General features: G+C 68.6%; 22 protein-coding genes and 1 pseudogene. 12 read left to right on the top strand and 11 right to left on the bottom strand.

The window, feature by feature from the left end:
- Window position 1: 1 nt before the first annotated feature.
- Entirely contained in the window at window positions 2-1,633 is a 1,632-nt protein-coding gene (locus tag ACSQ89_RS28120; RefSeq protein WP_436292067.1) for an MFS transporter, read from the bottom strand.
- Window positions 1,634-1,639: 6 nt separating this feature from the next.
- On the bottom strand, window positions 1,640-2,152 hold the full coding sequence (locus ACSQ89_RS28115) for an Lrp/AsnC family transcriptional regulator (protein WP_093108646.1): 513 nt from the start codon (window positions 2,150-2,152) through the stop codon (window positions 1,640-1,642).
- A gap of 178 nt (window positions 2,153-2,330) precedes the next feature.
- Between ACSQ89_RS28115 and ACSQ89_RS28110 the strand changes: the two genes are divergently transcribed.
- The 5 genes from ACSQ89_RS28110 (at window position 2,331) to ACSQ89_RS28090 (ending at window position 11,950) form a co-directional block, all read left to right on the top strand.
- Complete coding sequence (locus ACSQ89_RS28110) at window positions 2,331-5,936, top strand: indolepyruvate ferredoxin oxidoreductase family protein (protein ID WP_436292068.1); 3,606 nt, start codon at window positions 2,331-2,333, stop codon at window positions 5,934-5,936.
- Between the two features lie 208 nt (window positions 5,937-6,144).
- On the top strand, window positions 6,145-6,477 hold the full coding sequence (gene yajC, locus ACSQ89_RS28105) for a preprotein translocase subunit YajC (protein ID WP_126835916.1): 333 nt from the start codon (window positions 6,145-6,147) through the stop codon (window positions 6,475-6,477).
- A gap of 92 nt (window positions 6,478-6,569) precedes the next feature.
- Window positions 6,570-8,450 (top strand): protein translocase subunit SecD, encoded by a 1,881-nt coding sequence (gene secD / locus ACSQ89_RS28100; RefSeq protein ID WP_436292069.1) that lies wholly within the window; start codon window positions 6,570-6,572, stop codon window positions 8,448-8,450.
- Between the two features lie 12 nt (window positions 8,451-8,462).
- Window positions 8,463-9,416, top strand: coding sequence for a protein translocase subunit SecF (secF, locus tag ACSQ89_RS28095; RefSeq protein WP_093108650.1), 954 nt, complete (start codon window positions 8,463-8,465; stop codon window positions 9,414-9,416).
- Between the two features lie 128 nt (window positions 9,417-9,544).
- The gene (locus ACSQ89_RS28090) at window positions 9,545-11,950 is read left to right on the top strand and encodes a DUF1631 family protein (protein ID WP_436292070.1); all 2,406 of its coding nucleotides are present in this window, start codon (window positions 9,545-9,547) and stop codon (window positions 11,948-11,950) included.
- Between the two features lie 6 nt (window positions 11,951-11,956).
- Here the strand turns inward: ACSQ89_RS28090 and ACSQ89_RS28085 are convergent, their stop codons facing one another.
- The 3 genes and pseudogenes from ACSQ89_RS28085 to ACSQ89_RS28075 all read right to left on the bottom strand — a co-directional run bounded on the left by ACSQ89_RS28085 (window position 11,957) and on the right by ACSQ89_RS28075 (window position 14,908).
- Window positions 11,957-12,472 (bottom strand): DUF494 family protein, encoded by a 516-nt coding sequence (locus tag ACSQ89_RS28085; RefSeq protein ID WP_093108652.1) that lies wholly within the window; start codon window positions 12,470-12,472, stop codon window positions 11,957-11,959.
- A 68-nt stretch (window positions 12,473-12,540) separates the two neighbouring features.
- Window positions 12,541-13,694 (bottom strand): annotated as a pseudogene (gene dprA, locus ACSQ89_RS28080) (DNA-processing protein DprA); the annotation flags it as partial.
- Complete coding sequence (locus ACSQ89_RS28075; protein WP_093108653.1) at window positions 13,691-14,908, bottom strand: LysM peptidoglycan-binding domain-containing protein; 1,218 nt, start codon at window positions 14,906-14,908, stop codon at window positions 13,691-13,693. The gene ACSQ89_RS28075 and the pseudogene dprA, both read right to left, overlap by 4 nt.
- 162 nt (window positions 14,909-15,070) lie before the next feature.
- On the opposite strand from ACSQ89_RS28075, the gene def reads away from it, so the two are divergent.
- From def to ACSQ89_RS28050, 5 genes are read left to right on the top strand one after another with little or no spacing between them, the layout of a single operon-like run.
- Window positions 15,071-15,604 (top strand): peptide deformylase, encoded by a 534-nt coding sequence (gene def / locus ACSQ89_RS28070; protein ID WP_436292071.1) that lies wholly within the window; start codon window positions 15,071-15,073, stop codon window positions 15,602-15,604.
- Window positions 15,601-16,110, top strand: a complete 510-nt coding sequence (locus tag ACSQ89_RS28065; protein ID WP_436292072.1) for a hypothetical protein — start codon at window positions 15,601-15,603, stop codon at window positions 16,108-16,110. The genes def and ACSQ89_RS28065 overlap by 4 nt, the downstream gene beginning before the upstream one ends.
- Before the next feature lie 7 nt (window positions 16,111-16,117).
- Window positions 16,118-17,068 (top strand): methionyl-tRNA formyltransferase, encoded by a 951-nt coding sequence (gene fmt / locus ACSQ89_RS28060; protein ID WP_436292073.1) that lies wholly within the window; start codon window positions 16,118-16,120, stop codon window positions 17,066-17,068.
- Window positions 17,068-17,808: an AzlC family ABC transporter permease gene (locus ACSQ89_RS28055; RefSeq protein ID WP_093108657.1), complete on the top strand. Its 741-nt coding sequence runs from the start codon at window positions 17,068-17,070 to the stop codon at window positions 17,806-17,808. Before fmt ends, ACSQ89_RS28055 begins: the two co-directional genes overlap by 1 nt.
- On the top strand, window positions 17,805-18,155 hold the full coding sequence (locus ACSQ89_RS28050) for an AzlD domain-containing protein (RefSeq protein ID WP_436292074.1): 351 nt from the start codon (window positions 17,805-17,807) through the stop codon (window positions 18,153-18,155). Before ACSQ89_RS28055 ends, ACSQ89_RS28050 begins: the two co-directional genes overlap by 4 nt.
- Here ACSQ89_RS28050 and ACSQ89_RS28045 read toward each other — a convergent pair whose 3' ends face one another.
- From ACSQ89_RS28045 to ACSQ89_RS28020, 6 genes are read right to left on the bottom strand one after another with little or no spacing between them, the layout of a single operon-like run.
- Window positions 18,156-19,130 carry a Bug family tripartite tricarboxylate transporter substrate binding protein gene (locus tag ACSQ89_RS28045; protein ID WP_436292075.1) on the bottom strand — a complete coding sequence of 325 codons (975 nt, stop codon included), beginning with the start codon at window positions 19,128-19,130 and terminating at the stop codon, window positions 18,156-18,158. It lies immediately after the preceding gene.
- Between the two features lie 28 nt (window positions 19,131-19,158).
- Window positions 19,159-20,118 (bottom strand): MBL fold metallo-hydrolase, encoded by a 960-nt coding sequence (locus ACSQ89_RS28040; RefSeq protein ID WP_436292076.1) that lies wholly within the window; start codon window positions 20,116-20,118, stop codon window positions 19,159-19,161.
- Window positions 20,115-20,294 (bottom strand): DUF2783 domain-containing protein, encoded by a 180-nt coding sequence (locus tag ACSQ89_RS28035; RefSeq protein WP_093108660.1) that lies wholly within the window; start codon window positions 20,292-20,294, stop codon window positions 20,115-20,117. The genes ACSQ89_RS28040 and ACSQ89_RS28035 overlap by 4 nt, the downstream gene beginning before the upstream one ends.
- A complete protein-coding gene (locus ACSQ89_RS28030; RefSeq protein ID WP_436292077.1) occupies window positions 20,291-21,934 on the bottom strand; it encodes an FAD-dependent oxidoreductase in 1,644 nt (547 codons plus the stop codon). Before ACSQ89_RS28030 ends, ACSQ89_RS28035 begins: the two co-directional genes overlap by 4 nt.
- 8 nt (window positions 21,935-21,942) lie before the next feature.
- Entirely contained in the window at window positions 21,943-23,064 is a 1,122-nt protein-coding gene (locus tag ACSQ89_RS28025; RefSeq protein ID WP_436292078.1) for an alpha/beta hydrolase family protein, read from the bottom strand.
- Window positions 23,057-23,590: a VOC family protein gene (locus ACSQ89_RS28020; protein WP_436292079.1), complete on the bottom strand. Its 534-nt coding sequence runs from the start codon at window positions 23,588-23,590 to the stop codon at window positions 23,057-23,059. The genes ACSQ89_RS28025 and ACSQ89_RS28020 overlap by 8 nt, the downstream gene beginning before the upstream one ends.
- Before the next feature lie 93 nt (window positions 23,591-23,683).
- On the opposite strand from ACSQ89_RS28020, the gene ACSQ89_RS28015 reads away from it, so the two are divergent.
- Together ACSQ89_RS28015 and ACSQ89_RS28010 are read left to right on the top strand one after the other, a co-directional pair.
- A complete protein-coding gene (locus ACSQ89_RS28015) occupies window positions 23,684-24,595 on the top strand; it encodes a LysR family transcriptional regulator (RefSeq protein WP_436292080.1) in 912 nt (303 codons plus the stop codon).
- A gap of 96 nt (window positions 24,596-24,691) precedes the next feature.
- Window positions 24,692-25,885, top strand: coding sequence for a phosphoglycerate kinase (locus ACSQ89_RS28010; protein WP_436292081.1), 1,194 nt, complete (start codon window positions 24,692-24,694; stop codon window positions 25,883-25,885).
- Window positions 25,886-25,902 lie beyond the last annotated feature (17 nt).

Below are 25,902 nucleotides of genomic sequence, written 5' to 3'. Positions count from 1 at the left end.
CTCAGCGCCGCACCACGTAGCGCGTCACCACCGGCACCGTTTCGCCCTGGTGGAAGGCCAGGCGCCGCTCGCGCAGCGCCATGTCGGCCGCGGTCGCGCGGTGGAAGCGGCGCAGATGCTCGGTCCACGATTCGTCGACGATCTCCTCGACGTAGCGGCCCGGCTCGGCGATGTCGTGCAAGAGCTCCCAGCCGATCGCGCCCTGGCCGAGGCGCGCGCGGCGCGTCTGCTGCATCACGATGTGGAAGGCGGCGGCGCGCGCGGGGTCGATCATGTATTCGACGGTGATCACCACCCGCCCTTCCTCGCGCGGCGCCTCCGCCGGCGGGCCCGCGGCCCAGCCCTTGCGCGCGGGGCTGGTGTCATCTTCCTCGCCGACGCCGTCGGTCACGTAGCGCAGCGCGACCAGCATGCACGCCGTGCCGCTCACGGCCGCGATCCCGAGGCTGATGTAGAGCGAGGAGAGCTCGGCCACCTGGCCCCAGAGCGCGGCACCGAAGGCGCTCGCGCCCATGATGGCCATCTGGTACATCGACATGCCGCGCGCACGCACCCAGTCGGGCAGCGCGAGCTGGGCCGAGACCGAGAGCGAATTGGCGACCGTGATCCAGGCCATGCCGCCGAGGAACATCGCCGGTACCGCGATCCAGGCGTTGGGCGCCACCGCCATCACGGCCGTGGCGCCGGACTGCAGCATGGCGCCGCGGATCACCAGCTGGTCGCGCGCGAGCGCCTGGCGCAGCCGCGGCAGGAACAGCACCGCCACGATCGCGCCCGAGCCCATGGCCGCCAGCAGCAGCGTGAAGGTGCCGGCCCCGCCGCCTTGCAGGTTGCGCGCCAGAAGCGGCAGCAGCGCGAGCAGCGCGGTCGAGTGCAGGAAGAAGATCGAGATGCGCGTGAGCACCGCGCGCATGCGCTGCGACTGGCGCACGAACTGCACGCCGACGCGCATCGCGCTGATCAACCGTTCGCGGCCCAGCGGATTGGGCTTGTGCTCGCGCCGCCAGCGCAGCACGATGAAGCCCGAGGCCACGCACAGCACGGCGTTGAGCCCGAACACCCAGACGCTGCCGGCGCTCGCGATCAGCGTGCCGGCCAGCAGCGGCCCGACGATGCGCGAGGCGTTCATCGCCAGCCCGTTGAGCCCGAGCGCGGCCGGCAGGTGGGTGCGCGGCACCAGCTCGGGCACGATGGCGGAGAACACCGGCCAGCGCAGCGCCAGGCCGATGCCGTTGGCGAAGGTCAGAGCCAGCAGCAGCGGCGCGCTCATGAGGTCCAGCACCACGGCGCCGCACAGCACGATGGCGGCGCCGGCGAGCCAGAACTGGGTCGCGACCAGCCAGCGCCGCCGGTCCAGGATGTCGGCCAGCGCGCCGCTCGGCAGCCCGAGCAGGAACACCGGCAGCGTGGAGGCCGATTGCACCAGCGCAACCCAGATCGGCGAAGTGGTCAGCGAGGTCATCATCCAGGCCGCCGCCACGTCGTTCATCCACATGCAGATGTTGGCGACCAGCCAGGTGCTCCACAGCATGCGGAACACCGGCTGCTTGATGAGCGGTTCGAAGGGGCCGATGCGCGGCGGCTGCGCGCGCGTCGGGGCGACGGGGGTTTCCTCGGTCGAGATCGGTGGCATGAGCCGCTATTGTCCCGCGCCCGGCTTCCCGGACTTCGCCGGCTTCTTCGCCAGGTGGCCCAGCGGCAGCGCGCGGCTGGCCTTGACCTCGCCGAGAGAGAAGCTGGTGTGCAGGTCTTTCACGTTGGGCAGGTGCATCAGGCTGTTGAGCGCGAAGCGCGAGAAGCCATCCAGGTCCTCGGCCACCACCTGCAGTTCGAACATGCCGGTGCCGCTGATGTAGTGGCAGGCCACCACCTCGGGCAGCTTGCGGATCGCTTCCTCGATCTTGCGCGTGACCTCGCCGGTGGCGCGGTCGGTGTCCAGGCGCACGAAGGCGAGCACGCCCAGGCCGATCTTGTGGCGGTCGATCTCGGCGTGGTAGCCGCGGATGTAGCCGGCGGTTTCCAGCGCGCGCACGCGGCGCCAGCAGGGCGCCGCCGAGAGCCCCACGCGCTGCGCCAGTTCGGCGTTGGTGAGCCGGGCGTCGGCCTGCAGTTCTTGCAGGATCGCGAGGTCGAACTTGTCAATACTTTCCATTAAGGCCTAGTTTAAGCAAGATCCTTCCAAAAAGCCTGCTTGAACGGGCAAAGAACGCAAACACCTATCAAGGCGGCAGGCATACACTTTGCGAGCATGATGGCTGCGGGAAATGTTCTACCCGGACGCCTCGCCCACCCAATCGCCACGCCCACAAGGCACAGCCACGGAGACAACGATGAACGCACCGCTGCCGGAGCACATTCGCAAGGCCCTAGAAACGGTCACGCTCGACGACAAATACAGCCTGGACTACGGACGCGCTTTCATGAGCGGCGTGCAGGCCCTGGTCAAGCTGCCGATGCTGCAGCGCCTGCGTGACAAGCAGGCCGGCAAGAACACGGCCGGCTTCATCAGCGGCTACCGCGGCTCGCCGCTCGGCGGCTACGACCAGGCGCTCTGGAAGGCCAGCAAGTACCTGAAGGAACAGCACATCGTGTTCCAGCCGGGCGTGAACGAAGAGCTTGCGGCCACCGCGCTCTGGGGCACCCAGCAGCTCGGCTTCTCGCCCGCTGGAACCAACAAGTACGACGGCGTGTTCGGCATCTGGTACGGCAAGGGCCCGGGCGTGGACCGCTGCTCCGACGTCTTCAAGCACGCCAACATGGCCGGCACCACGCCCTGGGGCGGCGTGATCGCGGTGGCCGGCGACGACCACATCTCCAAGAGCTCGACCGCGGCGCACCAGAGCGATCACATCTTCAAGGCCTGCGGCACGCCGGTGTTCTTCCCGACCAACGTGCAGGAGATCCTGGACCTCGGCATCCATGCCTTTGCGATGAGCCGCTTCGCCGGCATTTGGTCGGGCATGAAGACGATCCAGGAGATCGTCGAGTCGAGCGCCACCGCGATGATCGACCCGGAGCGCGTCGAGATCGTGATGCCCACCGACTTCCAGATGCCGCCCGGCGGCCTGCACATCCGCTGGCCCGACCATGCGCTGGAGCAGGAAGCGCGGCTCATGCACTACAAGTGGTATGCCGCGCTGGCCTACATCCGCGCCAACCGGCTCAACCACAACGTGATCGAAGGCCCGAACGACCGCTTCGGCATCATGGCCAGCGGCAAGGCCTTCAACGACACGCGCCAGGCGCTGATCGACCTGGGCCTGGACGACGCGGCCTGCCGCCAGCTCGGCATCCGCCTGCACAAGGTGGCGGTGGTGTGGCCGCTGGAGGCGCAGCTCACGCGCGCCTTCGCCACCGGCCTGCAGGAAATCCTGGTGGTCGAGGAGAAGCGCCAGGTCATCGAATACCAGCTTAAGGAAGAGCTCTACAACTGGCGCGCCGACGTCCGGCCCAACGTGGTCGGCAAGTTCGACGAGGGCGAGGTGTACGAGGCCGAGGGCTACTCCGGCGGCGAATGGTCGATGCCCAATCCGACTTCGCACACGCTCTTGCGCTCCAACGCCGACCTGAACCCGGCACTGATCGCCAAGGCGATCGCCCAGCGCCTGAAGAAGAGCGGCCTCCTGGCTGCCGCCGGCGCCGATATGGCCGCGCGCATCGATGCGCAACTGGCCATCCTGGAGGCCAAGGAGCGCGCCATGGCCGCGCCACAGGCCACCGGCGTCTCGGACGCGGGCCGCCAGCCCTGGTTCTGCTCGGGTTGCCCGCACAACACCAGCACCGTGGTGCCCGAGGGCTCCCGCGCGATGGGCGGCATCGGCTGCCACTTCATGGCGACCTGGATGGACCGTTCCACCATCGGCTTCACGCAGATGGGCGGCGAGGGCGTGCCGTGGGTCGGCCAGCAGCCCTTCACGACCGACCAGCACATCTTCGCCAACCTGGGCGACGGCACCTACTTCCACAGCGGCCTGCTCGCCATCCGCCAGAGCATCGCGGCCGGCGTCAACATCACCTACAAGATCCTCTACAACGACGCGGTCGCCATGACCGGCGGCCAGCAGGTCGGCGAGCGGCCCGAGGGCCACTCGGTGCTGCAGATCGCCGAGAGCCTGCATGCCGAAGGCGCGGTCAAGGTGGTGATCGTCACCGACGAGCCGGAGAAATACGAAGGCGTGAACGTGCCCGGCCAGGACGTGAAGGTGCGGCATCGCGACGAGTTGGACGAGATCCAGCGCGAGTTCCGGGAGATCAAGGGCACCACGGCCATCATCTACGACCAGACCTGCGCCACCGAGAAGCGCCGCCGCCGCAAGCGCGGCACGGCCGTCGATCCGGCCAAGCGCGTGGTCATCAACGAGCTGGTCTGCGAAGGCTGCGGCGACTGCAGCGTGCAGAGCAACTGCCTGTCGGTGGAGCCGCTGGAGACCGAGTTCGGCCGCAAGCGCACCATCAACCAGAGCACCTGCAACAAGGACATGAGCTGCCTGAAGGGCTTCTGCCCGAGCTTCGTCACCGTCGAAGGCGGCCAGCTCAAGAAGAAGGCGAAGGACAAGTCCGCCACGCCCGCCGAGCTGGGCGCGCTGGCCGAGCCTGCATCGCCTTCGCTCGCCGGCGGCAAGGTCTGGGGCGTGGTGGTGGCGGGCGTCGGCGGCACCGGCGTCATCACCATCGGCCAGCTGCTGGGCATGGCGGCCCACATCGAGGGCAAGGGCATCGTCACGCAGGACGCGGCCGGCCTGGCGCAGAAGGGCGGCGCCACCTGGAGCCACGTGCTGATCGGCGACACGCAGGACGACATCCGCACCACGCGCGTGGGCACCGCGGCGGCCGACCTGGTGCTGGCCTGCGACCCGCTGGTCAGCGTCAATGCCGAAACCATGGCGCGCATGCGCGAAGGGCGCACCCATGTCGCGCTCAACAGCCACAGCACGCCGACGGCCGCCTTCGTGCGCAACGCCAACTGGCAGAACCCGCAGGAAGCCTGCGCCGCCGAGATCGCGCGCGCGGTGGGTGCCGAGGGCGTCGGCGCCTTCGACGCGGATGCGGCCGCGACTTCGCTGATGGGCGACACCATCTACGTCAACCCGATGATCCTGGGCTATGCCTGGCAGAAGGGCTGGATCCCGCTCGAGCATGCCTCGCTGATGCGCGCGATCGAGCTCAACGCGGTGGCGATCGAGAACAACAAGGCCGCCTTCGAATGGGGCCGCCAGGCCGCGCAGCGCCCCGAGGCGGTGCAGAAGCGCGTCTCGCCCGGCCAGGTCATCGAGTTCAAGAAGCGCGACACGGTCGAGAGCCTGGTCGCGCGCCGCGCCGAGTTCCTCACCGGTTACCAGAACGCGGCCTATGCCGGGCAATACAAGGCCTTCGTCGCCAAAGTGCAGCAGGCCGAGTCGGCCCTGGGCAAGACCAGCCTGACCGAAGCGGTGGCACGCTACCTGTTCAAGCTCATGGCCTACAAGGACGAGTACGAAGTGGCGCGCCTGCATACCGACCGCAGCTTCCTCGACCGCGTCGAGGGCATGTTCGAGGGCGACTTCAAGCTCAACTACCACCTGGCCCCGCCGATCATCGCCAGGCGCAACGCCAAGGGCGAACTGCAGAAGCAGAAGTTCGGCCCCGCGATGCTGACCGGCTTCCGGCTGCTCGCCAAGCTCAAGGGCCTGCGCGGCACGGCGCTCGACGTCTTCGGCCGCACCGAGGAACGCAAGACCGAGCGCGCGCTGATCGCCGAATACCGCGCCAGCATCGACGAGGTGCTGGCCGGGCTGAACGCCGGCAACCACGCGCTTGCCCTGGAGATCGCCAGCCTGCCCGAGCAGATCCGCGGCTACGGCCACGTCAAGGAGCGCAACCTGGCCGCGGCGCGCACGCGCTGGGCCGAGCTCGTGGCCAAGTGGCGCGACCCGCGGTCGCAGCGCGCCGCGGCCTGAGGCCGGCGCCGGCAGGTCGCCGGGCCTTGCCCTGAAAGCCCCGAACGCCCCGCCGGGTTAGCCCCGGCGGGGTGAACGCCGCCGAATACAATGTTCGATGCTGTGCGCGGCCAGGCCCCGCGCTGCGCGGCTGCGTCATGCGGCCGCGGAAGCGTGAACCCCGGCTGGGGTTTCACGCTCTTATCACTTCCCTCTGCTGGAGACTTCCTTGTTCATTTCCTCTGCTTTCGCCCAGACCGCGCCTGCTGCTGCCGGCGGCGGCGACATGATGTCCTCGCTCGGCAGCATGCTGCCGCTGGTGCTGATGTTCGTGGTGCTGTATTTCGTGATGATCCGCCCGCAGATGAAGCGCCAGAAGGAAGCCCGCGCCATGATCGACGCCCTGGCCAAGGGCGACGAGGTGGCGACCGCCGGCGGCCTGCTCGGCAAGATCACCCAGCTCGGCGACCAGTACCTGACGGTGGAGATCGCCAAGGGCGTCGAAGTGCAGCTGCAGCGCAGCGCGGTGGTCCAGGTGTTGCCCAAGGGCGCAATCAAGTAACCCATCCCCGTTCGCCCTGAGCTTGTCGAAGGGCCTCTCCCGGCTTCGACAAGCTCAGCCCGAACGGTTCGGCTCAATTTCCAAGCGCGATCATGAACCGTTACCCGGTCTGGAAGTACGCGATCATCGTGATCGTGCTGCTCGTGGGGCTGATCTACGCCCTGCCCAATTTCTTCGGCGAGGCGCCTGCGGTGCAGGTGTCCGCGGGCAAGTCGACCGTCAAGGTCGATGCCGGCACCCAGGCCCGCGTGGCCGAGGCGCTGAAGGCCGCCGGCCTTACGCCCGACCTGTTGACGCTGGACGCCACCTCGGTGCGCGCGCGCTTCGCCAGCACCGACGACCAGCTGAAGGCGCGCGACGTGCTGCAGCGCGCGCTGGTGCCGGATCCGAGCGACCCGCCCTACATCGTGGCGCTCAACCTGGTGTCGCGCTCGCCGGCCTGGCTCGCCGCGCTGCACGCCTACCCGATGTACCTGGGCCTGGACCTGCGCGGCGGCGTCGACTTTCTCCTGCAGGTCGACATGAAGGGTGCCATCGACAAGCGGGCCGAGTCCTTCGCCAATGACCTGCGCTCCGGCCTGCGCGACAAGAACGTCCGCGGCACCTCGGTCACCCGCAACGGCCAGACCATCGAGGTGCGCTTCCGCGATGCCGCCGGGCTGGAAGCGGCCAAGGCGCTGATCCAGGACCAGTTCACCGACCTCGCGACGACCGACAGCCAGGAAGGCAGCGAGTGGAAGCTCGTCGCCACCATCAAGCCCGAGGCCGCGCGCCGGCTGCAGGACGCGGCGCTCAAGCAGAACATCACGACCCTGCACAACCGGATCAACGAGCTCGGCGTGGCCGAGCCGGTGATCCAGCAGCAGGGCCTGGACCGCATCGTGGTGCAGCTGCCGGGCGTGCAGGACACGGCCAAGGCCAAGGACATCCTGGGCCGCACCGCCACGCTCGAGATGCGCCTGGTGGACGAGTCCGCCGAAGGCCGCGCGGCCGAAACCGGCAGCGGCCCGGTGCCCTTCGGCTCCGAGAAATTCCTCGACCGCGAAGGCCGCCCCGTCATCGTCAAGAAGCAGGTGCTGGTGACCGGCGAGAACCTTACCGATGCGCAACCCGGCTTCGATTCGCAGACCCAACAGCCCAAGGTCGACCTGACCATGGACGCCAAGGGCGGCCGCATCATGCGCGACGTGAGCCGCGAGAACTTCCGCAAGCGCATGGCGATGCTGATCTTCGAAAAGGGCAAGGGCGAGGTCCTGACCGCACCGTCGATCAACGGCGAGCTCGGCAACCGCTTCCAGATCTCGGGTTCGATGACCGTGGTCGAGGCCAACGACCTCGCGCTGCTGCTGCGTGCCGGCTCGCTGGCCGCGCCGATGGAAATCATCCAGGAACGCACCATCGGCCCGAGCCTGGGCGCCGACAACATCCAGAAGGGCTTCGACAGCGTGATGTACGGCTTCGCCGCGATCATGGTGTTCATGTGCCTCTACTACGCGCTGTTCGGCGTGTTCTCGTCGATCGCGCTGGCGGTCAACCTGCTGCTCCTGGTGGCGGTGCTGTCGATGCTGCAGGCCACGCTCACGCTGCCCGGCATCGCGGCCATGGCGCTCGCGATCGGCGTGGCCATCGACTCCAACGTGCTGATCAACGAGCGCGTGCGCGAGGAGCTGCGCGGCGGCGCCTCGCCGCAGGCGGCCATCCATGCGGGCTACGACCGCGCCTGGGGCACGATTCTCGATTCCAACGTGACCACCCTGATCGCGGGCATCGCGCTGCTGGCCTTCGGCTCGGGCCCGGTGCGCGGCTTCGCCGTGGTGCACTGCATCGGCATCGTCACCTCCATGTTCTCGGCGGTGTTCTTCTCGCGCGGCCTGGTGAACTTCTGGTACGGCAGCAAGAAGAAGCTCAAGAGCCTGTCGATCGGCACGGTCTGGAAGCCGGACGCCAGCAAGGCCACGGCCGACGCCAAGTAAGGGAACACAAAAATGGAGTTCTTCCGAATCCACCGGACCATCCCGTTCATGCGCCATGCGCTGGTGCTGAACGCGATCTCCGTCATCACCTTCCTGCTGGCGGTGTTCTTCCTGTTCCATCGCGGGCTGCACTTGTCGGTCGAGTTCACCGGCGGCACCGTGATGGAGGTCGCCTACCAGCAGTCGGTCGACGTCGGCAAGGTGCGCGAAACCATCGGCAAGCTCGGCTACCCCGACGTGCAGGTGCAGAACTTCGGCACCTCGCGCGACGTGCAGATCCGCCTGCCGGTGCAGAAAGGCCAGACCTCGGCCCAGCAGAGCGAGCAGGTGATGGCCGCCCTCAAGGCGGTCGACCCATCGGCCACCCTGCGCGGCAACGAATTCGTCGGCCCGCAGGTGGGCGAGGAGCTCACCACCAACGGCCTCAAGGCGCTGGGCATGGTGGTGGTCGGCATCATGATCTACCTGGCCTTCCGCTTCGAATGGAAGTTCGCGCTCGCCACCGTGCTGGCCAACCTGCACGACGTGGTGATCATCCTGGGCTTCTTCGCCTTCTTCCAGTGGGAGTTCTCGCTGGCGGTGCTGGCGGCGGTGCTGGCGGTGCTGGGATATTCGGTCAACGAGTCGGTGGTCATCTTCGACCGGGTGCGCGAGAACTTCCGGCGCTACCGCAAGATGACGACGCGCGAGGTCATCGACAACGCGATCACCTCGACCATCAGCCGCACCATCATCACGCACGGTTGCACCCAGCTGGTGGTGCTTTCGATGTTCTTCTTCGGCGGCCCGACGCTGCACTATTTCGCGCTGGCGCTGACCATCGGCATCCTGTTCGGCATCTACTCGTCGGCTTTCGTGGCGGCGGCGATCGCGATGTGGCTGGGCGTCAAGCGGGAGGACCTGGTCAAGGGGCCGATCAAGCGCGAGGGCGATCCGGACGATCCGAACGCAGGCGCCACCGTGTGAACGGCGCGCCCTCGGCCCCGACTTTCGTCTGTTGGGGTTGCTGCCGAGCGGGGTCTGCTCTTGTGCGGTTACGCTTCCCGAGGCAAGCTCGCGCCTGAAACGTTTTTAATTAGCCGTCGCTACTGTCCATGATCTCGCGGTCTCCAGCTTCCTCCCAGCAACTCGCTCGCGAGACGCGCGAACGCTTCGTCGCCGCCACCGAAGGTGCGATCCCGCCGGTCGCCCACGCGATCCGCGAGCGGCTGGCCGCCCTCGCCGGAATGACCGGCAACGTGCGCCAGATGCAGGAGAACCGCGACGACTACATCGCTTTCCAGGCCCAGGGGTCGAGCTGGGTGCCGCTGTCGCAGACTGCATGGCGCAAGGCGCTGATCGGCAGTACCGGCAGCGGGCCTTCGGTCAACTCGCTGTCGCGCCTCGAACTGATCGGCGACGAGGTGGTGGAGACCGGCATCCTGTACTCCCGCCTGGCCCAGGCGATTCAGGACAAGGCCAGCTTCGAGCTCAACGACCTGCGGCTGCGCATCCAGCATCTCGAAGGCACGGCCGAGCTCAACGCCAAGGACATCCTCAAGCCCGAGGCGCTGGCCAAAGTGCTGGTCGACCAGTGGCTGGCCGCCGGCCTGAGCCGCAGCCTCTGGACCAAGGTGCAGGACGTGGTGCAGCACCAGCTGGTCGACGTGATCGTCAAGGCCTACAAGGAATCCAATGCCTTCCTGATCGAAAAGGGCGTGATGCCCGAGATCGATCTCAAGAGCTTCGTCAAGCGCACGGGCAGCGTCAGCTCCGGGACGGCGACGCTCGGGACCAGTTTTGCCCATGCCGGCAGCGCGCCGATGGGCGTGGGCGGCCCGCCCGTTGCCTTCGGGGCGCCCCCGGGCAGCTTCGCGCCGGCGGCGATCGGCGTCGGCCGCGGACCGGGCACTGCCGGCGGCGACACGCTGGTCGCGACCGGCGGTTCGCCGCTGGTCCTTGCACGCCAGCGGGCGCAGGGCGTGCTGCTCAATCTCAAGCGCTTCGTGACCGCGCGCATCGGCGGCGATCTCTCCCAGCAGCGCGCAGCGGCGGCGGGCAGCATGGCAGCAGGCGGCGGTCACGGTGGTGGCGGGGGTGGCGGGGGTGGCGGGGGTGGCGGTGTGGGCCTCGGCGCACCAGCCTTCGCCGCCGCGATCGCCGATGCGGAAGCGGCCTACCAGATGATGTCCTCGCAGTACGTGGTCGGCGACGAGGCGACGGCGATTCACCAGACCGCGGCCGAAATGCGCCGGCGCACCAGCGAACTCAAGAAAAAGGCGCCGACCACCGCCGACAAGGCCACGGTCGAGATCGTGGCGCTGATGTTCCAGGCCATCCTCGCCGAGGAGCGCATCCCGTTCTCGGCGCGCGTGTGGTTCGCGCGGCTGCAGATGCCGGTGCTGCGCGTCGCGATCGCCGAGCCGGAATTCTTCGGCACGCTGCAGCACCCCGCGCGCATGCTGATCGACCGCATGGGTTCCTGCGTGATGGGCTTCGACGCCGCCGCCATTTCGGGCAGCGCACTGGAGGGCGAGATCCGCCGCGTGGTCCAGGTGATCGAGCAGTACCCCGAAACCGGCCAGCGCGTGTTCAAGCTGGTGTTCGACGAATTCGTCGCCTTCCTCAACAAGTACCTGACGCAGAGCGACGCCACCCAGCGCCTGATGAGCGTGGCGCAGCAGGTCGAGCAGAAGGAGACGATGGCGATCCAGTACACCATCGAGTTGCGCAAGATGCTCAATGACATGCCGGTGCGCGAGGAGATCCGTGAGTTCCTGTTCAAGGTCTGGGCCGAGGTGCTCGCGATCGCGGCGCTGCGCCACGGCGCCCAGGACGAGCAGACGGTGACGCTCAAGCGCGCCGCTTCCGACCTGGTGTGGGCTGCGAGCGCCAAGCCCAACCGCAACGACCGCGCCCGCGTGATCCAGGACCTGCCCCAGCTGCTGCAGCGCCTGCGCCAGGGCATGAGCCTGCTGGGCATCGTCGGCGATCCGCAGGAGGCGCACATCAAGACCATCGGCGCCACCTTGTCCGATGCCTTCCTGTCGAAGACCGAGGCCATTCCGCCGGCCAAGATCGAGGCCATGGCCAAGCGCCTGGCCAACCTCGAGGATTTCGTTTCCGACGACGACGGCGCGACCGACCTGCCGCTGGACGCCGCGAGCATCGAGCTGCTGCTCGGGGTCGATGCGGCATCGCTCGAGATCGTGCCCGACACCGGCACCAAGGTCGGCGAGGACATGCTCGCGTGGGCGCGCGAACTCCAGGTCGGCACCTGGTTCATGCTCGACCACAACGACCGCGTGAGCCAGGTGCAGTTCGTCTGGCGCAGCGAGCGCAAGCAGTTGCACCTGTTCGCGTCGAGCGACGGGCGCAGCTTCCTGGTCCAGGTCGGGCGCTTGGCGTCCTATCTGCAGGCGGGTCTTCTGGTGCCGGCCGAGGAGGAAACGCTCACGGTGCGGGCCACGCGCGAGGCGCTGGCCAAGCTGGATGCCAATCCGGAGCGGCTGCTGAACTAGCCGGCTTCAGTGCGCGACGCGGCCTGTCGTGTCGTCGCAAAGTTCGTCGAGCACCAGCGCATCAGGCTCGACGCCGGTGCTCCAGTGCACCATCAGCACGATGATCTTGAGCTCGTCGAGCGCCAGCGGGTCGCCCGATGTGGCCATGGCGCGATCGATCACGATCTCGCGCATGCCGGGGGGCAGCACGCTCGCGGACTCGAGGAAGCTGATGAAGCCCAGGCATTCGGCGCCCAGGTGTTCCTGCTCGGCGGTCGAATAGACGCGCATCGAACCCGGCGATTCGGGCAAGGCGGCATCGTTCGGGCTGCGCGCGCTCACCGTGGCGCTGGTCCCGTCGGCGTGCCGGGTCAGTTGCACGCCCTGGGTGGCGAGGCTCAGGCCGTCGAGCCAGCGCAGTGCGTCGCGGATCTCTTCCGCATCGAAGCCCTGCGCGCTGAGCTTGCGGCCCAGTTGCTCGGGCTCGGGACACGCATCGCCGCGCCAGTAGTTTTCGTAGACATACACGAGCACTTCGAACATGGGGCCAATATAGCCCACTCGGCGCGCCTGGCCCGCTGCATTGTTCGAACGCGACGCCGCCAGCCCTGCGCAACGCGCTGGAACAGGCCGCCGGGCAGGCGGGCGACGCTGACGGCGAGTTCGAGCTCGAGCAGTTGCGCCTGCAGCTCGGCGGCGCTGAAGCCGGTGCGTGCGCACAGCGCATCGAGGCTCACCGGGTCGTAGCCCATGTCGTGCAAGAGCCCGTGTTCCGCGTCGGCATCGGCGTCCTGCGCCGTCGGATTCGCAGCAGCAGAAGCCGTGGCGCCGTCCAGGCGCAACTCTTCGAGCACGTCGCCCACCGTCTCGACCAGCTTCGCACCCTGGCGGATCAAGGCATGGCAGCCGCGCGACAGCGGCGAGTGGATCGAGCCGGGAATGGCGAACACCTCCTTGCCCTGCTCGGTCGCGAGCCTGGCGGTGTGATTAGCGAGCCCGACTGCAGCGCGGCCTCCACCACCAGCGTGCCGCGCGAGAGGTCGGCAATGATGCGGTTGCGCTTGGGGAAGTTCTGGTTGAGCGGCGGCGTGCCGAGCGGGAACTCGCTCACGATCAGGCCGCAGGCTGCGATGCGGTGCGCCAGCTCGCGGTGCCTGGCCGGGTAGACGCGGTCCAGTCCCGTGCCGACCACGGCCACCGTCACCGGGCGGCCCGGGTCATCGGGTGCATCGAGCGCGCCCTCGTGGGCCGCGCCGTCGACGCCGAGCGCAAGCCCCCGACACCACCGGAATTCCGGCTTCGCCGAAGGCCCGGGCGAAGGCGCGCGCATTCGACGCGCCCTGCTGCGTCGGATTACGGCTGCTGACCATGGCGACGCTGTTCCCGAGCTGCGTGAGATCCAGCGCTGGCGCGCCCAGCAGGTAGAGCATCAGCGGCGGGTCCACCATCTCGAGCAGCGAGGCGGGATAGCCGGGATCGCCCAAGGTCAGGATGCGCCGCGTGGCGCCTTCTTCGGTGCCTTGCAGCCATTCGAGGGTCTGGTCGAGCAGTGCCGGAGTTCGTCCGGTGCGCGAAGCAGGGCCTGCGCCTGCGCGTCCGTCACGAGCTGCTGCAGCGCCGCCGGCGACTGCACGAAAACGCCCGCAGGCAGCCCGAAGGCCGCGAGCAGCTTGCGCGCTGCCGTGTTGCCGATGCCCGGCGCCAGCGTGAGCCGCAGCCAGCCCGCGAGTTCTTCACATTCACGCGACGGCGAGAGAGGTGTCAGGGGTTGATCAGCAGATCGCCGATGCGCGGGGCGTCGTTGATTTCGAGCACCAGCGCGTACGAGACCCGCTCGAACGGACGGAACACCATCAGCAGGCCGATGCGCTCGTTGGGCAGCTTCAGCGTCTCCTTGCCCGATCCGGTCTTGTCGATGATGGTTTCGCCGTTCTTGAGGATGGCCAGCACGTGGCCGTTCTCGATGCCGTCGAGGGTGCCCTTGTTGATCGCGACCACCTGGTTCTGGGCCGCGAACTGCACCGCGTTGCCGTAGACCGAGACGATGCGGCCTTCCTCGATGGGCTGCTGGGGCGCGCGCGGCACGTAGCTCAGCAGCTGGCGGGGCGGTTCGGGCAGCAGGCGGTCGCCGGCGCGCATTTCCTCGCGCGCCGCCACGATGTCGACGGTCGCGGGCACCACGCTCTTGAGCTCCTTGCCTTCCACCATCTCGGTGACGCTCGACTCGCCGCGCTGCAGCTGGGCCTTGCCGAGGTACTGCGCCTCGTAGCCGAGGATCTCGCCGGTGCCGGGGTCCTTCAGCGGCGTCGCGTTGCGGAAGATGCGGAAGGTCTTGATCGGGCCGGCGGTTTCCACCAGCGGCGAGTTGACCTCGCCCCGCGCATAGGCGCGGTCGCCGCGCGCGAGCAGCACGCGGCTGTCGTTGCCCGCCACGATGCGCGGCGCCGTGAGCAGGGTCTCCTGGTCGACCACGATCGGCTCGCTCAGGAAGGGTTCGATCAGGCTGGGGTTGAGCGTCGGCAGCGCCATGCCCGACAGCGATTCGAAACGTGTGCGGGGCGTCAGCTTGATGGTGCCTCCGTCGGCCACGCTCGAGCCGCCGCGGCGGGTGCTCAGGCGGGCGCGGCCGCCGGTCTTGTCGAGATAGAGCACCTGGCCTGGATAGATAAGGTGCGGATTGCGGATCTCGCCCATGTTCATGCCCCAGAGCTCGGGCCAGCGCCAGGGGCTGCGCAGGTAAAGGCGGGAAACGGCCCACAGCGTGTCGCGGGGCTTGATCGTGTATTCGTCGGGCGCGTTCGGCGCCAGCTCGCTGAGCGGCACGCCGGTCTGCGCCGTCTGCTGGGCCGTGGCGCGCTGCTGCGGCGTAACGGGGTAGTTCTGCGCGAGGGCCGTCGTGCCGCTGCCCACCATGGCGATCATCGCCAGCGTGGCGAAGATGTTCGGACGCAGGCAGTCGTTGATTCGGAGTTGTTTCATGGTTTGATGGTGTGCACGCACTACGCCCAGGGGGGCGTACGAATCCTCACAATTTGCAACGAATTTTGCGCTGAAGCCCTTGAAGGGGCAACGTTTATCAGGTCGCAGCGCGTCGTACCGTCGCGGAAATGGCGAAAATAACGACAATTTTTCCTCGCATTCATGGCCAAAAGAACCATCCTGAGCTATCCCGACAAGCGCCTGCACACGGTCGCCAAGCCGGTGCAGGGCGTCGACGCGCGCATCAAGACGCTGGTCGCCGACATGATCGAAACCATGTACGAGGCGAACGGCATCGGCCTGGCCGCCACGCAGGTCGACGTGCACGAACGGCTGGTGGTGATCGACATTTCCGAGGAGCGCAACGAGCCGCTGGTGCTGATCAATCCCGAGATCGAATGGGCGAGTGAGGAAAAAGTACTCAACGAGGAGGGGTGCCTCTCGGTGCCCGGCATCTACGACGGCGTCGAGCGTGCAACCGCGGTGCGCGTGACCGCCCTCGACGCCAACGGCGAGCCCCAGACCATCGAGGCCGAGGGCCTGCTGGCAGTCTGCATCCAGCATGAGCTCGACCACCTGCTCGGCAAGGTTTTCGTCGAGTACCTCTCTCCCCTCAAGCGCAATCGCATCAAGAGCAAGCTGCTCAAGCAGCAGCGCGAAGACCAGAAGCTCGAACAACGGGAAGGACGGCGGTGAGCGTCGTCGCCCGCGCCTGGCCCGCCGCGCTGCTTGTTGCGGTGCTGGGGTTGGCGGGCTGTGCGGGCGAGCCGACGCGGATCGCGCCGGGCACCTTGAAGGCCGACGCGCTGCAACAGCTCGGTGCGCCCACCGCCGCGTACCCGCTGTCGGGGGGCGGCGAGCGGCTCCAGTATTCCCGTGCGCCGGCCGGCTTCGAGGTGAACAACGTCGATCTCGACGCCGGCGGCCGCGTGGTCTCGATCCGTCAGGAACTCGACGATCGCCTGTTCGACCGCACCATCCAGCCCGGCGTCGGTGTCTGGCGCGAGGCCGACGTGCTGCGCATCTACGGCCGCCCGTTCGAGATCACGCGCGTGAGCGCCTTCGACGGCGTGATCTGGAGCTGGCGCTACAAGATGATGAACGCGCCCCGCCTGCTCTACATCTATGTCGACCCTGCCGGTGTGGTGCAGCGCTACCACACGGGCGACGACCTGATGCGCGATCTCTTCGAGCGGATGTGAGGGTCGCATGAGGGTTGCGTTTGCGGGCACGCCCGAGTTCGCCCGCGCCGCGCTGGAGGCGATCGCCGCCGCGGGCTTCGAGATCGTGCTGGTGCTGACCCAGCCCGACCGCCCCGCCGGCCGGGGCATGAAGCTGCAGGCCTCGCCGGTCAAGCAGTTCGCCACAGCGAACGGCTGGCCGGTGGCGCAGCCGCGCAGCCTGCGCCTGGACGGCAAGTACCCCGAGGATGCCGCCGCGGCACGCGCCGCCATCCTCGAGGCCAAGCCCGACGTGATGGTGGTCGCCGCGTATGGCCTGATCCTGCCGCAGTGGGTGCTCGATGCGCCGCGGCTCGGCTGCCTCAACATCCATGCGAGCCTCTTGCCGCGCTGGCGCGGCGCGGCGCCGATCCATCGGGCGATCGAGGCCGGCGATGTCGAGACCGGCGTCACCATCATGCAGATGGATGCCGGGCTCGACACCGGCGACATGCTGCTCGCCGAATCGCTCGCCATCGGCGAGGACAGCACCGCGCAACTGCACGACCGGCTCGCCGCGCTCGGCGGCCGGCTGATCGTCGATGCGCTGAAGCAGGCCGAGGCTGGAGCGCTGCAGGCGAAGCCGCAGCCGGGCGAAGGCGTGACCTATGCGCACAAGGTCGAGAAGCACGAGGCGCAGGTGGACTGGACGCAGGATGCCGCCACCATCGTGCGCCGCATCCGCGCCTTCGATCCCTTTCCCGGCGCGAGCAGCGCGCTCGACGGCGAAACCATCAAGCTCTGGGCGGCGCGGGTTCAGCCCGGGACGCCTGCGGACCCAGCGGGCAAGGTGCTGGCAGCCGGCGCGCCGGGCATCGCCGTCGCTGCCAGGGATGGCGTCGTCGTGATCACCGAGCTGCAGCGGCCCGGCGGCAAGCGCCTGGCCGCGGCCGATTTCCTGCGCGGCTTCGACATCAAGCCGGGGCAGGTCTTCGGCTGATGTTTTTTTCTCCTTCCATCCGCCGCCAGCCGGAGTTCCGCCAAGGCGCGACCGAAATGTCCTCGGTCGCCGTCGGCATCGGCGCCTGGGGCCTGATGACGGGCGTGGCCATGGTGAAGTCGGGCATGAGCGTCTTCGAGTCGGTCGCGATGACCTTGCTGGTCTATGCCGGCAGTTCGCAGCTGGCCGCCATTCCGCTGTTGATCGCGGGCGCGCCGGCCTGGGTGGTCCTGGCCACGGGCTTCTGCGTCAACCTGCGCTTCGTGGTCTTCAGCCTGCATCTGCGGCCCTACCTCATGCACATGCCGCGCTGGCGCCGCCTGACGCACGGCTACCTCACGGCCGACATGAGCTACGCGATGTTCACCGGCCGCTATCCCGAGCCGCCCGCGAGCGAACCCGAGAAGCGGGCGCAGGAGGCCTATCTGACCGGCAATTACTTCGTGACCTGGTCCTCGTGGATGGGCATGAGTCTGCTCGGCATCGTGCTGGCCAACCTGATTCCGCAGAGCTGGGGGCTGGGCTTTGCCGGCGTGCTGAGCCTGGTGGCCATCGTCTGCTCGATGGCGACGACGCGCCTGCGCATCCTGGCCGCGCTGATCGCCGGCGCCACGGCGGTGGCGGCCTACGCGCTGCCGCTCAAGCTCAACATCGTGGCCGGCATCGGTGTCGCGGTGCTGCTGTGTTTCTGGCTCGAGAAGCAGTTCGGGCTGGACCCCGACGCGGAGGACGACAAGTGAGCATCGGCAACGGCGGCGCCACCGACTTCTGGACCCTGGCGGTGATCGTCGGCCTGGCCGGCGTTACGGTGCTGACGCGCTGCTTCTTCTTCATCCTCGACCGGCCCTGGGGCCTGCCGGACTGGGCGCACCGCGCGCTGCACTATGCGCCGGCGGCCGCGCTCGCCGCCGTGATCGTGCCCGAGATCGTGATGTCGCAGGGGCACCTGATTTCGAGCTGGAAGGACGCGCGGCTCTATGCCGCAGCGGCCGGCGCCGCCTACTACTTCTGGCGCCGCGGCGTGCTGGGCACGATGCTGGCCGGCATGGCGGTCTATCTGCCCCTGCATTTGGGGCTGGGCTGGTAGCTAGTCCAACTGGACGCCGGCCGCCTTGATGATTTTTCCCCAGCGCTCGCTCTCGGCGCGCGACAGCTTGTAGAAGTCCTGTGGCGTGCCCGGCAACGCCTCGAAGCCGAAGTCCGCGAACAGCTTGACCACCTTCGGCGCCTTCATCGCCTTGTGCAGCTCGCCGTTGATCCGGTTCACCGCTTCCTGCGGCATGCCGGCCGGGCCGATCAGGCCGTGGAAGGCATAGGCATTGACGTCCTTGAAGCCGACTTCCGAGAAGGTCGGCACATCCGGCAATGCGCTCGCGCGCTGCGGCAGCGCGATCGCGAGCACCCGCACCTTGCCCGACCGGATGATCGGCAGGCCTGAGGCGAGGTCCAGCATCATGGTCGGCACCTGGCCGCCCATGATGTCGGTCATGGCCGGCGCGGCGCCCTTGTAGGGCACGTGGACGATGCCGAGGCCGGCCTTCTGCTTGAAGAGCTCCATCGCCATGTGGTGCGGCGTGCCGTTGCCGGGCGAGGCATAGCTCACCTTGTCGGGATTGGCCTTCACGTAGCTCACGAACTCGGCGACCGTCTTGGCCGGAAAGTCCGGATGCACCACCAGCGCGACCGGGAAGCGGCCGATCGTGCCGATGTAGCTGAAGTCGCTCGCCGGCTTGTAGGGCAGCTTGGCGAACATGTGCTCGTTGAACAGCAGCGCCGCGTTCTCGGCCTGCATGATCGTGTAGCCGTCGGGCTTGGCCTGCATCAGCACCGACACGCCGATGTTGGTGGAGGCGCCCGGGCGGTTGTCGATGACGATGGGCTGGCCGAGCGAAGGCTGCATCGCGTCGGCCAATGCCCGCGCGAGGTTGTCGGTGCCGCCGCCGGCGGGGTACGGCACGATCCAGCGCAGCGGCTGGCTGGGGTAGGCGCTCTGGGCCGGCGCATGGCTGGTTGCGGCCAGCGCGAGGCCGGCGGCGGCCAGCAGTTGCAGGAATCGTTTCATCGCTTTTGTCTCCGGGTTAGAAAAGAAATCAGCCGCGCAAGGCTTGCCATAGCTCGCGGTCGCGCTCTGCCGTCCACACGACCGGGTGCTCGATGCCGCGCAGCTCGTCATAGGCCCGCGACACGTCGAAGGGCAGCACGTGCTGGAACACGGGCCAGTCGCCGAAGCGCGGCTTCATCGCTTCTTCGGCGCGTTCGAAGCAGCCGCGCAGGCTCTCGCCCGCGTCGATGCCCGAGCGCACGCTCGCGAGCAGCGTCGACAAGAAGGCCTTGGTGAGCGCGATCGCCTCGGCGCAGGCGGCGGCGCCCTGCAGCACCGCGCCGCGTCCCGGCACCAGCACCGCGGGCTCGAGCGCGGCCACGGCGTCCAGCGTGCCAGCCCAGTCCTGGATATAGGCGTCGCCGGCGTACACGCCGCAGCGGTTTTCCACCACGTCGCCCGAGAACAGCACGCCGCAGTCGGGCAGCCAGGCGACGGTGTCGCCGCCCGAGTGGCCGCGGCCCAGGCACATGAGCCGCACCTCGCGCGCGCCCAGCCACAGGCTCATCTCGCCCTCGAAGCTCATGCTCGGCACGGTGAGGCCGGGAATCTCTTCCACGCCGGCGAAGAGGCGCGGGAAGCGCCCCACCTCGGAGTCGAAGTCGGCCTGGCCGCGCTCGCGCACCCAGTCGAGCGTGCCGCGGCTGGCGATGATGGCCTGCACCTCGTCGAAGGCGCTGGCACCCATCACCCGCACCGCGTGGTAATGCGTGAGCACGATGAACTTGATCGGCTTGCCGGTCACGCGGCGGATGTCGGCCAGGAAGTCGCGCGCCATGCGCGGCGTCGGGCGCGTGTCGATCAGCACCACGTGCTCGTCGCCGACGATGAAGCCGCAGTTGGGATCGAAGTCGCTGATGTAGCCGTAAACGTTGGGCGCGAGCTCGCGCACTTGCGGCTTCTGCTCGCGCGTGTCGGAGGCCGAGGCGAAAGAGACGGTCGTGTTCATTCGCGTGCCGCCTTGATGCATTCCAGCAGCGCGGCCTGGTCGCCGCACTGGTTGGCCAGCAGCAGCACGAGGCGGGCGTTGAGGTCCGCGCTCTGGGCCTCGCTCAATCCCTCGTGGGCGGCGAGCCACTCGGTGTAGAAGCCATCGGGGTCGGGGATGTGGGGGTCGGTGATCATGCGTCTTGCGCCAGTGCGGTGTGGAGGGCGGTCGCGATCGCCGCCGGCGTGGGATCGGTGAGCAGCGCGGCGCGGTAGGCGTCGGGTCGCACGAGGCAGAAGCTGCCGGGCGAGCCGACACCGAGTTGCCGCGCGAGCGCGTCATCGGGATGCAGCGTGGGCAGGCTGCTCTCGCCACCTACGGCGACGAGCTGCAGCGGCAGCGATACCGCCACCTCGGCTGCAGCCTCGGCCTGCGCGCGCGCCGGTGCGAACCAGATCCCGAGGCACTTCGTTCCCTCGGCCAGCAACTGCATCGGCGTGGTCGGCCGGCCGTCGCTCCAGCGAAGCGGCAGGTTCTGCAGCGTGCGCCCGCCTTCGGGCAGGTGCCGCGCCGCCGGGTAGTCGTTGGCCACCGACATGCGGCCCGTGTTGACGAGCGCTCGCGCAAAGGGGTAGCGCGCGGCCAGCGCCACCACCGCTCGCCGCAGCGTGTGTTCGGCCGGCGAACGCGGCGCCAGGAAGCGGGCGGTGCGGCTCGTGACCTGGAGGTTCTGCGCGGCGGCGGGGCGGCGCTCCGCGTCGTAGGTATCGAGCAGCGCGTCGCCGGCCTGGCCCTGCATGACCAGCGCCAGCTTCCAGCCGAGATTGGCAGCGTCCTGGATGCCGCTGTTGCCGCCGCGCGCGCCGAAGGGGCTCACGACGTGGGCCGAATCGCCGATGAAGAACACGCGGCCGTGGCGGAAGCGGTCGAGCAGATGGTCGCGGTAGCCGTAAGGGCCGATCCAGACGAATTCGAACTCCACGCCCGGCCCGAGCTGCTCGCGCAGCCGCGCGCCGGCCACCTCGGGCTTGCTGATGTGGGCGGTGTCGCAGTCCTCGGGCATCTGGTAGTCGATGCGCCAGACGCCGTCGGCCATCAGGTGCTGCCAGACCGCGCGGCCCTCGTTGAAGGGCGCGTCGACCCAGGTCCAGCGCTCGACAGGCAGCGGCTTCTTGAAGCGCACGTCGCTGATGCACCAGCGGTCGGTGCTGCGCGAGCTGTGGGCGTCGAGCCCGAGCTGGGTGCGGATCGCGCTGTTGGCGCCACTCGCGTCGATCAGGTAGCCGGCCTCGATCGCGTAGGGGCCGGCGGGCGTCTCGACCTCGACGCGAGCGCCGTCGCCGCCGGGCACGATGCGCGTCACGCGGTTCTTCCATCGCAGGTCCGTGAAGCCGAGTTCGAGGATGCGGTCGACCAGGAACCACTCGAGGTAGAACTGCTGCAGGTTGATGAAGGGCGGCTGTGCGGAGACGCTGTCGGTCTTCAGGTTGAAGTTGTAGACCTCCTCTTCGCCCGAGAAGGTGCGGCCAAAGGACCAGGTGACGCCCTTGTCGGCGATGCGCCGGTAGATGCCGAGCCGCTCGAAGATCTCCAGGCTCTTCTGCGCGTAGCAGATGCCGCGCGAGGAGGCGCCGCGCACGCCGACCGTGTCGTCCTCGTCCAGCAGCACGGCGCGCACGCCGCGCTGCGCGAGGTCGCAGGCCAGCGTGAGGCCGGCTGGACCGGCGCCGACGATGACGATCGGATGGCGCACGAGCGTATCGCTACCCAGCTCGGGCGGCGGCTGGAAGGGCCAGCGCGGCAGCTCGTAGTCGGGCGCGAAGTGGAAGCTTTCCATCGCGGCGCTCACAGCGCGTGGGCCCACTCGGCGATGGCGTCGGCCGCGCGCGTCACCAGTTCGGGCTGGCCCGCCAGGTAGTGGTTGCCGCCGACGATGTCGACGTTGCGGATGCGCGCGCCGCCGGCCTGGAGCCAGGCATCGCGCGTGCTCGGGAAGGTGGACTGGTCGGCCGTGTAGGTCAGCAGCAGCTTGGGGCAGGTGGTGCGCGCCAGGTTCGAGGGCCCATCGGCCTGCGAGCGCGAGGACCATTGCGAGAGAAAGGCGGTCAGCGAAGTGGTGCGGCCCATCGCGTTGGCCGAGTAGTTCACCTGCCGCGCATCGCCCCAGACGCTGCCGGGTGCGCGGTCGTTGCGGTCGATCGAAAGGTCCACGCAGCGCGGATCGGCGTGCGTGCGGTAGACGATGAAGGCCTGGTCGCGCGGCGCGCCCGGCGTGCTGCGCAGCAGGCGCAGGCGCTCAATGGCCCAGTTCTCGAGCCGGTCGAGCCTGGCCTTCTGGGCGGCGCTGAGGCGCGCGAGGAATTGGGCGCTGTAGGGCAAGCCGTGGCGCGCGTCGTACATGTCGAGCTCCGGGTCCACCGACAGCGGATCGTGCTCATCGGTGACGGAGGGATCGATCCAGTCGCGCATCAGCTTCGAGCGGCCCTGGTGCGCCGCGCACAGGGCAATGCCATCCGCCGGCGGCAGGTCGTCGGGATGCAGATGGGTCGGGTCGCCGTCCGGGAAGTGATGTGCCGTGAGCTTCTCGGCCTGCGCCTGGTAGAAGCTCGCCAGCGCGGCGCCGCCCGAGTTGCCGATGAGCAGCACCTTCTCGTAGCCCGCGGCGCGCAGGAATTGCACGCCGGCACCCAGGTCCTGGATCGCGCGCTCCATCAGCAGCGCCGTGTCGTTGCCCATGTAGCGCGAGTTGAGGCCCATGCAGCAGATGCCGCGCTCGGCCAGCGGCGCGATCAGGTAGTGCCCCATGAAGTTGCTCGCGGGGTGCATCACGATGGCCGCGATCTTCTTCGGGCCGGCCGGCGCGCGGTACGCGCCGTAGATGCGCGGGCGCAGCATCTGGAGGCCCGACTGGCTCTCCATCACGGCGCCGGGCTTGACGTCGATGACGGCGAGTTGGAGCTCAGGCATGCGCCGCCTTCCTCTGCAGTTCGGCCTTGCGCAGCGTCCAGGCATCGAGGTCGGCATGGGCGCGCTTCGCATGCGCGTCCATCTCGGCCTGCGGCACGGTGGGCGTGGTCAGCTCGACGCGGATGCCGTTGGGGTCGAAGAAGTAGATCGACTCGATGATGTGGTGGTCGGTCAGGCCCAGAACCTCGACGCCGGCCGCCTCGAGCCGTGCCTTGGCGGCCAGCAGGTCGGCCACCGAATCGACGCGCAGCGCGATGTGGTTGACCCAGGCCGGCGTGTTGGGCGAAGGCAGCGCGGCCACGTCGTCGCCGAGGTCGAAGAAGGCGATGTAGGAGCCGTCGCGCATCTGGAAAAAGATGTGGACGTAGGGGCAGAACTCGCCGGTGCTCGGCACATGGTCGCTCTTGATCACGTGCACCAGCGGCAGGCCCAGCAGGTCCTCGTAGAAGCGGCGCGTCTCCTCGCTGTCGCGGCAGCGCCAGGCGAAGTGGTGCAGTCCGCGCACTGGCACGGGCGAGGGGGTCATGGCTTGTCTCCGGTGAAGGCTCGGAAACGAATTGGGCCGCCGTTCTTCTTATGATTCAATCGAAATAAATTCATTGATTGATGAACTGAGGCCATGAATCTGACCCTGCGCCAATTGCGCGCCTTCGACGCCGTGGCCGACACCGGCAGCTTCACCGCCGCGGCCGCCCGGCTGCACCTGACCCAGTCGGCGCTCAGCGTGCTGGTGCGCGAACTGGAGCGCGAAATGGGCGTGCAGCTCTTCGACCGCCACACGCGGCGGGTGCTGCTCTCGGAGGCCGGACGCGAATTCCAGCCCTCGGTGCAGCGCCTCTTGGCCGATCTCGCGGGCGCGGTGGCCGGCGTGACCGAGCTGCGCGACCAGAAGAAGGGCGTGCTGCGGCTCGCCGCGCCGCAGCTCATGGCCTGCACGCTGATGCCGCGCGTGATCGCGGCCTACAGCGCGCGCTACCCGGACATCGACGTGCGCCTGGCCGACACGCTGCCCGAGCACCTGCTGGCCGGCGTGCTCTCGGGCGAGGTGGAGTTGGCGGTGGGGCAGGACGTGGCGGTAGATCCCGCAGTGATCAAACGCCGCACGCTCTTTCGCGACCGCCACTGGCTGATCTGCCCGCCCGACCATGCCTTCGCGCGCCGGCGCCAGGTGCGCTGGAGCGAGCTCGGGCCCTACACCTTCATCGCGCCGACGCGCGATTTCCGCCAGCGCGTGCTGCCCGAGCTGGACGCCGACGCGCGCGAGCTGATGCTGCGCGCCACGACGCAGGAGGTCTCGTACATGACGACCGCGTTGGGCATGGTCGCTTCGGGCCTGGGGCTCACGGTCTGCCCGACCTACTCGGCCTCGCTGGTCAAGGCCCACGGGCTGCACATGGTCAAGCTCGACCGGCCCGATTTCCATCGCGAGGTCTGCGTCTACGCCGCATCGCGGCGCTCGCTGTCGCCGGCGGCCGCCGGTTTCGTCGAGATGCTGGAGCAGTTCGTGCGGAAGCCGGGCCTTGGCGGTTGATCGACACCAGGGCGTCACCGGCGAAACCTACAAACCTACAATGGCCTCTCGCCTTTTTTCAAGGCAGTCCCCTCCGCTTCTCATCACGCCCATCCCATGAACGTTCTTCGATTCACCGACCTGTGTGCGCAAGGCAAAGTCGCCGGCCAGCGCGTGTTCATCCGAGCCGATCTCAACGTGCCGCAGGACGATGCCGGCCGCATCACCGAGGACACGCGCATCCGCGCCTCGGTGCCCTGCATCAAGCTGGCGCTCGACGCGGGGGGCGCGGTGATGGTCACCTCCCATCTCGGCCGTCCGACCGAGGGCGCATTCAAGCCCGAGGATTCGCTGGCGCCGGTCGCCAAGCGCCTGGGCGAGCTGCTGGGCCGCGAGGTGCCGCTGGTGACCGACTGGGTCGACAGCGTCCAGGTGGCGCCCGGTCAAGTCGTGCTGCTGGAGAACTGTCGTCTCAACAAGGGCGAGAAGAAGAACGACGAGACGCTCGCACGCAAGCTCGCCGCGCTGACCGACATCTACGTCAACGACGCCTTCGGCACCGCGCACCGCGCCGAGGCCACGACCTACGGCATCGCCCAGTACGCCAAGCTGGCTTGCGCCGGCCCGCTGCTGGCGGCCGAGATCGACGCCATCACCAAGGCGCTGGCGCAGCCCAAGCGCCCGCTGGTCGCGATCGTTGCGGGCTCCAAGGTCAGCACCAAGCTCACCATCCTGAAGAGCCTGGCCGACAAGGTCGACCAGCTGATCGTCGGCGGCGGCATCGCCAACACCTTCATGCTCGCGGCCGGCCTGCAGATCGGCAAGTCGCTGGCCGAACCCGACTTGCTCGATGAAGCCAAGGCCGTGATCGAAGCGATGCGCGCGCGCGGCGCCGCGGTGCCGATCCCGGTCGACGTGGTCACGGCCAAGAACTTCGCGGCCGATGCCGCCGCCACGGTCAAGGCCGCCGACCAGGTTGCCGACGACGACCTGATCCTCGACATCGGCCCGAAGACCGCCGAGATCCTGGCCGCGCAGCTGCGCGAAGCCGGCACCATCGTGTGGAACGGCCCGGTGGGCGTGTTCGAGTTCGACGCCTTCGCCAAGGGCACCGAGGCCATCGCGCGCGCCATTGCCGAGAGCAGCGCCTTCTCGATCGCGGGCGGCGGCGACACGCTGGCCGCCATCGCGAAGTACGGCATCGAGGACAAGGTCGGCTACATCTCGACCGGCGGCGGCGCCTTCCTCGAAGTCCTGGAAGGCAAGACCCTGCCGGCCTTCGAGATCCTGGCCAAGCGCGCAGCCGGCTGAATACCCTCTATCGGCCG

This window comes from Variovorax sp. LjRoot175 (genome assembly GCF_964253805.1).
Lineage (GTDB): Bacteria > Pseudomonadota > Gammaproteobacteria > Burkholderiales > Burkholderiaceae_C > Variovorax.
The sequence above is the reverse complement of the archived record's forward strand: the minus strand, read 5'-3'. Positions and strand labels throughout refer to the sequence as shown.

Excerpts from the sequence above, each read along its gene's own strand:
- ACSQ89_RS28075 (WP_093108653.1), bottom strand. The coding sequence starts at position 14,908 with ATGAAACAACTCCGAATCAACGACTGCCTGCGTCCGAACATCTTCGCC.
- fmt (WP_436292073.1), top strand. The coding sequence starts at position 16,118 with ATGAGGGTTGCGTTTGCGGGCACGCCCGAGTTCGCCCGCGCCGCGCTG.
- ACSQ89_RS28015 (WP_436292080.1), top strand. The coding sequence starts at position 23,684 with ATGAATCTGACCCTGCGCCAATTGCGCGCCTTCGACGCCGTGGCCGAC.
- ACSQ89_RS28035 (WP_093108660.1), bottom strand. The coding sequence starts at position 20,294 with ATGATCACCGACCCCCACATCCCCGACCCCGATGGCTTCTACACCGAG.
- ACSQ89_RS28020 (WP_436292079.1), bottom strand. The coding sequence starts at position 23,590 with ATGACCCCCTCGCCCGTGCCAGTGCGCGGACTGCACCACTTCGCCTGG.
- def (WP_436292071.1), top strand. The coding sequence starts at position 15,071 with ATGGCCAAAAGAACCATCCTGAGCTATCCCGACAAGCGCCTGCACACG.
- ACSQ89_RS28025 (WP_436292078.1), bottom strand. The coding sequence starts at position 23,064 with ATGCCTGAGCTCCAACTCGCCGTCATCGACGTCAAGCCCGGCGCCGTG.
- ACSQ89_RS28040 (WP_436292076.1), bottom strand. The coding sequence starts at position 20,118 with ATGAACACGACCGTCTCTTTCGCCTCGGCCTCCGACACGCGCGAGCAG.
- ACSQ89_RS28120 (WP_436292067.1), bottom strand. The coding sequence starts at position 1,633 with ATGCCACCGATCTCGACCGAGGAAACCCCCGTCGCCCCGACGCGCGCG.
- ACSQ89_RS28010 (WP_436292081.1), top strand. The coding sequence starts at position 24,692 with ATGAACGTTCTTCGATTCACCGACCTGTGTGCGCAAGGCAAAGTCGCC.
- ACSQ89_RS28090 (WP_436292070.1), top strand. The coding sequence starts at position 9,545 with ATGATCTCGCGGTCTCCAGCTTCCTCCCAGCAACTCGCTCGCGAGACG.
- ACSQ89_RS28045 (WP_436292075.1), bottom strand. The coding sequence starts at position 19,130 with ATGAAACGATTCCTGCAACTGCTGGCCGCCGCCGGCCTCGCGCTGGCC.
- ACSQ89_RS28110 (WP_436292068.1), top strand. The coding sequence starts at position 2,331 with ATGAACGCACCGCTGCCGGAGCACATTCGCAAGGCCCTAGAAACGGTC.
- ACSQ89_RS28085 (WP_093108652.1), bottom strand. The coding sequence starts at position 12,472 with ATGTTCGAAGTGCTCGTGTATGTCTACGAAAACTACTGGCGCGGCGAT.
- ACSQ89_RS28115 (WP_093108646.1), bottom strand. The coding sequence starts at position 2,152 with ATGGAAAGTATTGACAAGTTCGACCTCGCGATCCTGCAAGAACTGCAG.
- ACSQ89_RS28030 (WP_436292077.1), bottom strand. The coding sequence starts at position 21,934 with ATGGAAAGCTTCCACTTCGCGCCCGACTACGAGCTGCCGCGCTGGCCC.
- secD (WP_436292069.1), top strand. The coding sequence starts at position 6,570 with ATGAACCGTTACCCGGTCTGGAAGTACGCGATCATCGTGATCGTGCTG.
- secF (WP_093108650.1), top strand. The coding sequence starts at position 8,463 with ATGGAGTTCTTCCGAATCCACCGGACCATCCCGTTCATGCGCCATGCG.
- ACSQ89_RS28055 (WP_093108657.1), top strand. The coding sequence starts at position 17,068 with ATGTTTTTTTCTCCTTCCATCCGCCGCCAGCCGGAGTTCCGCCAAGGC.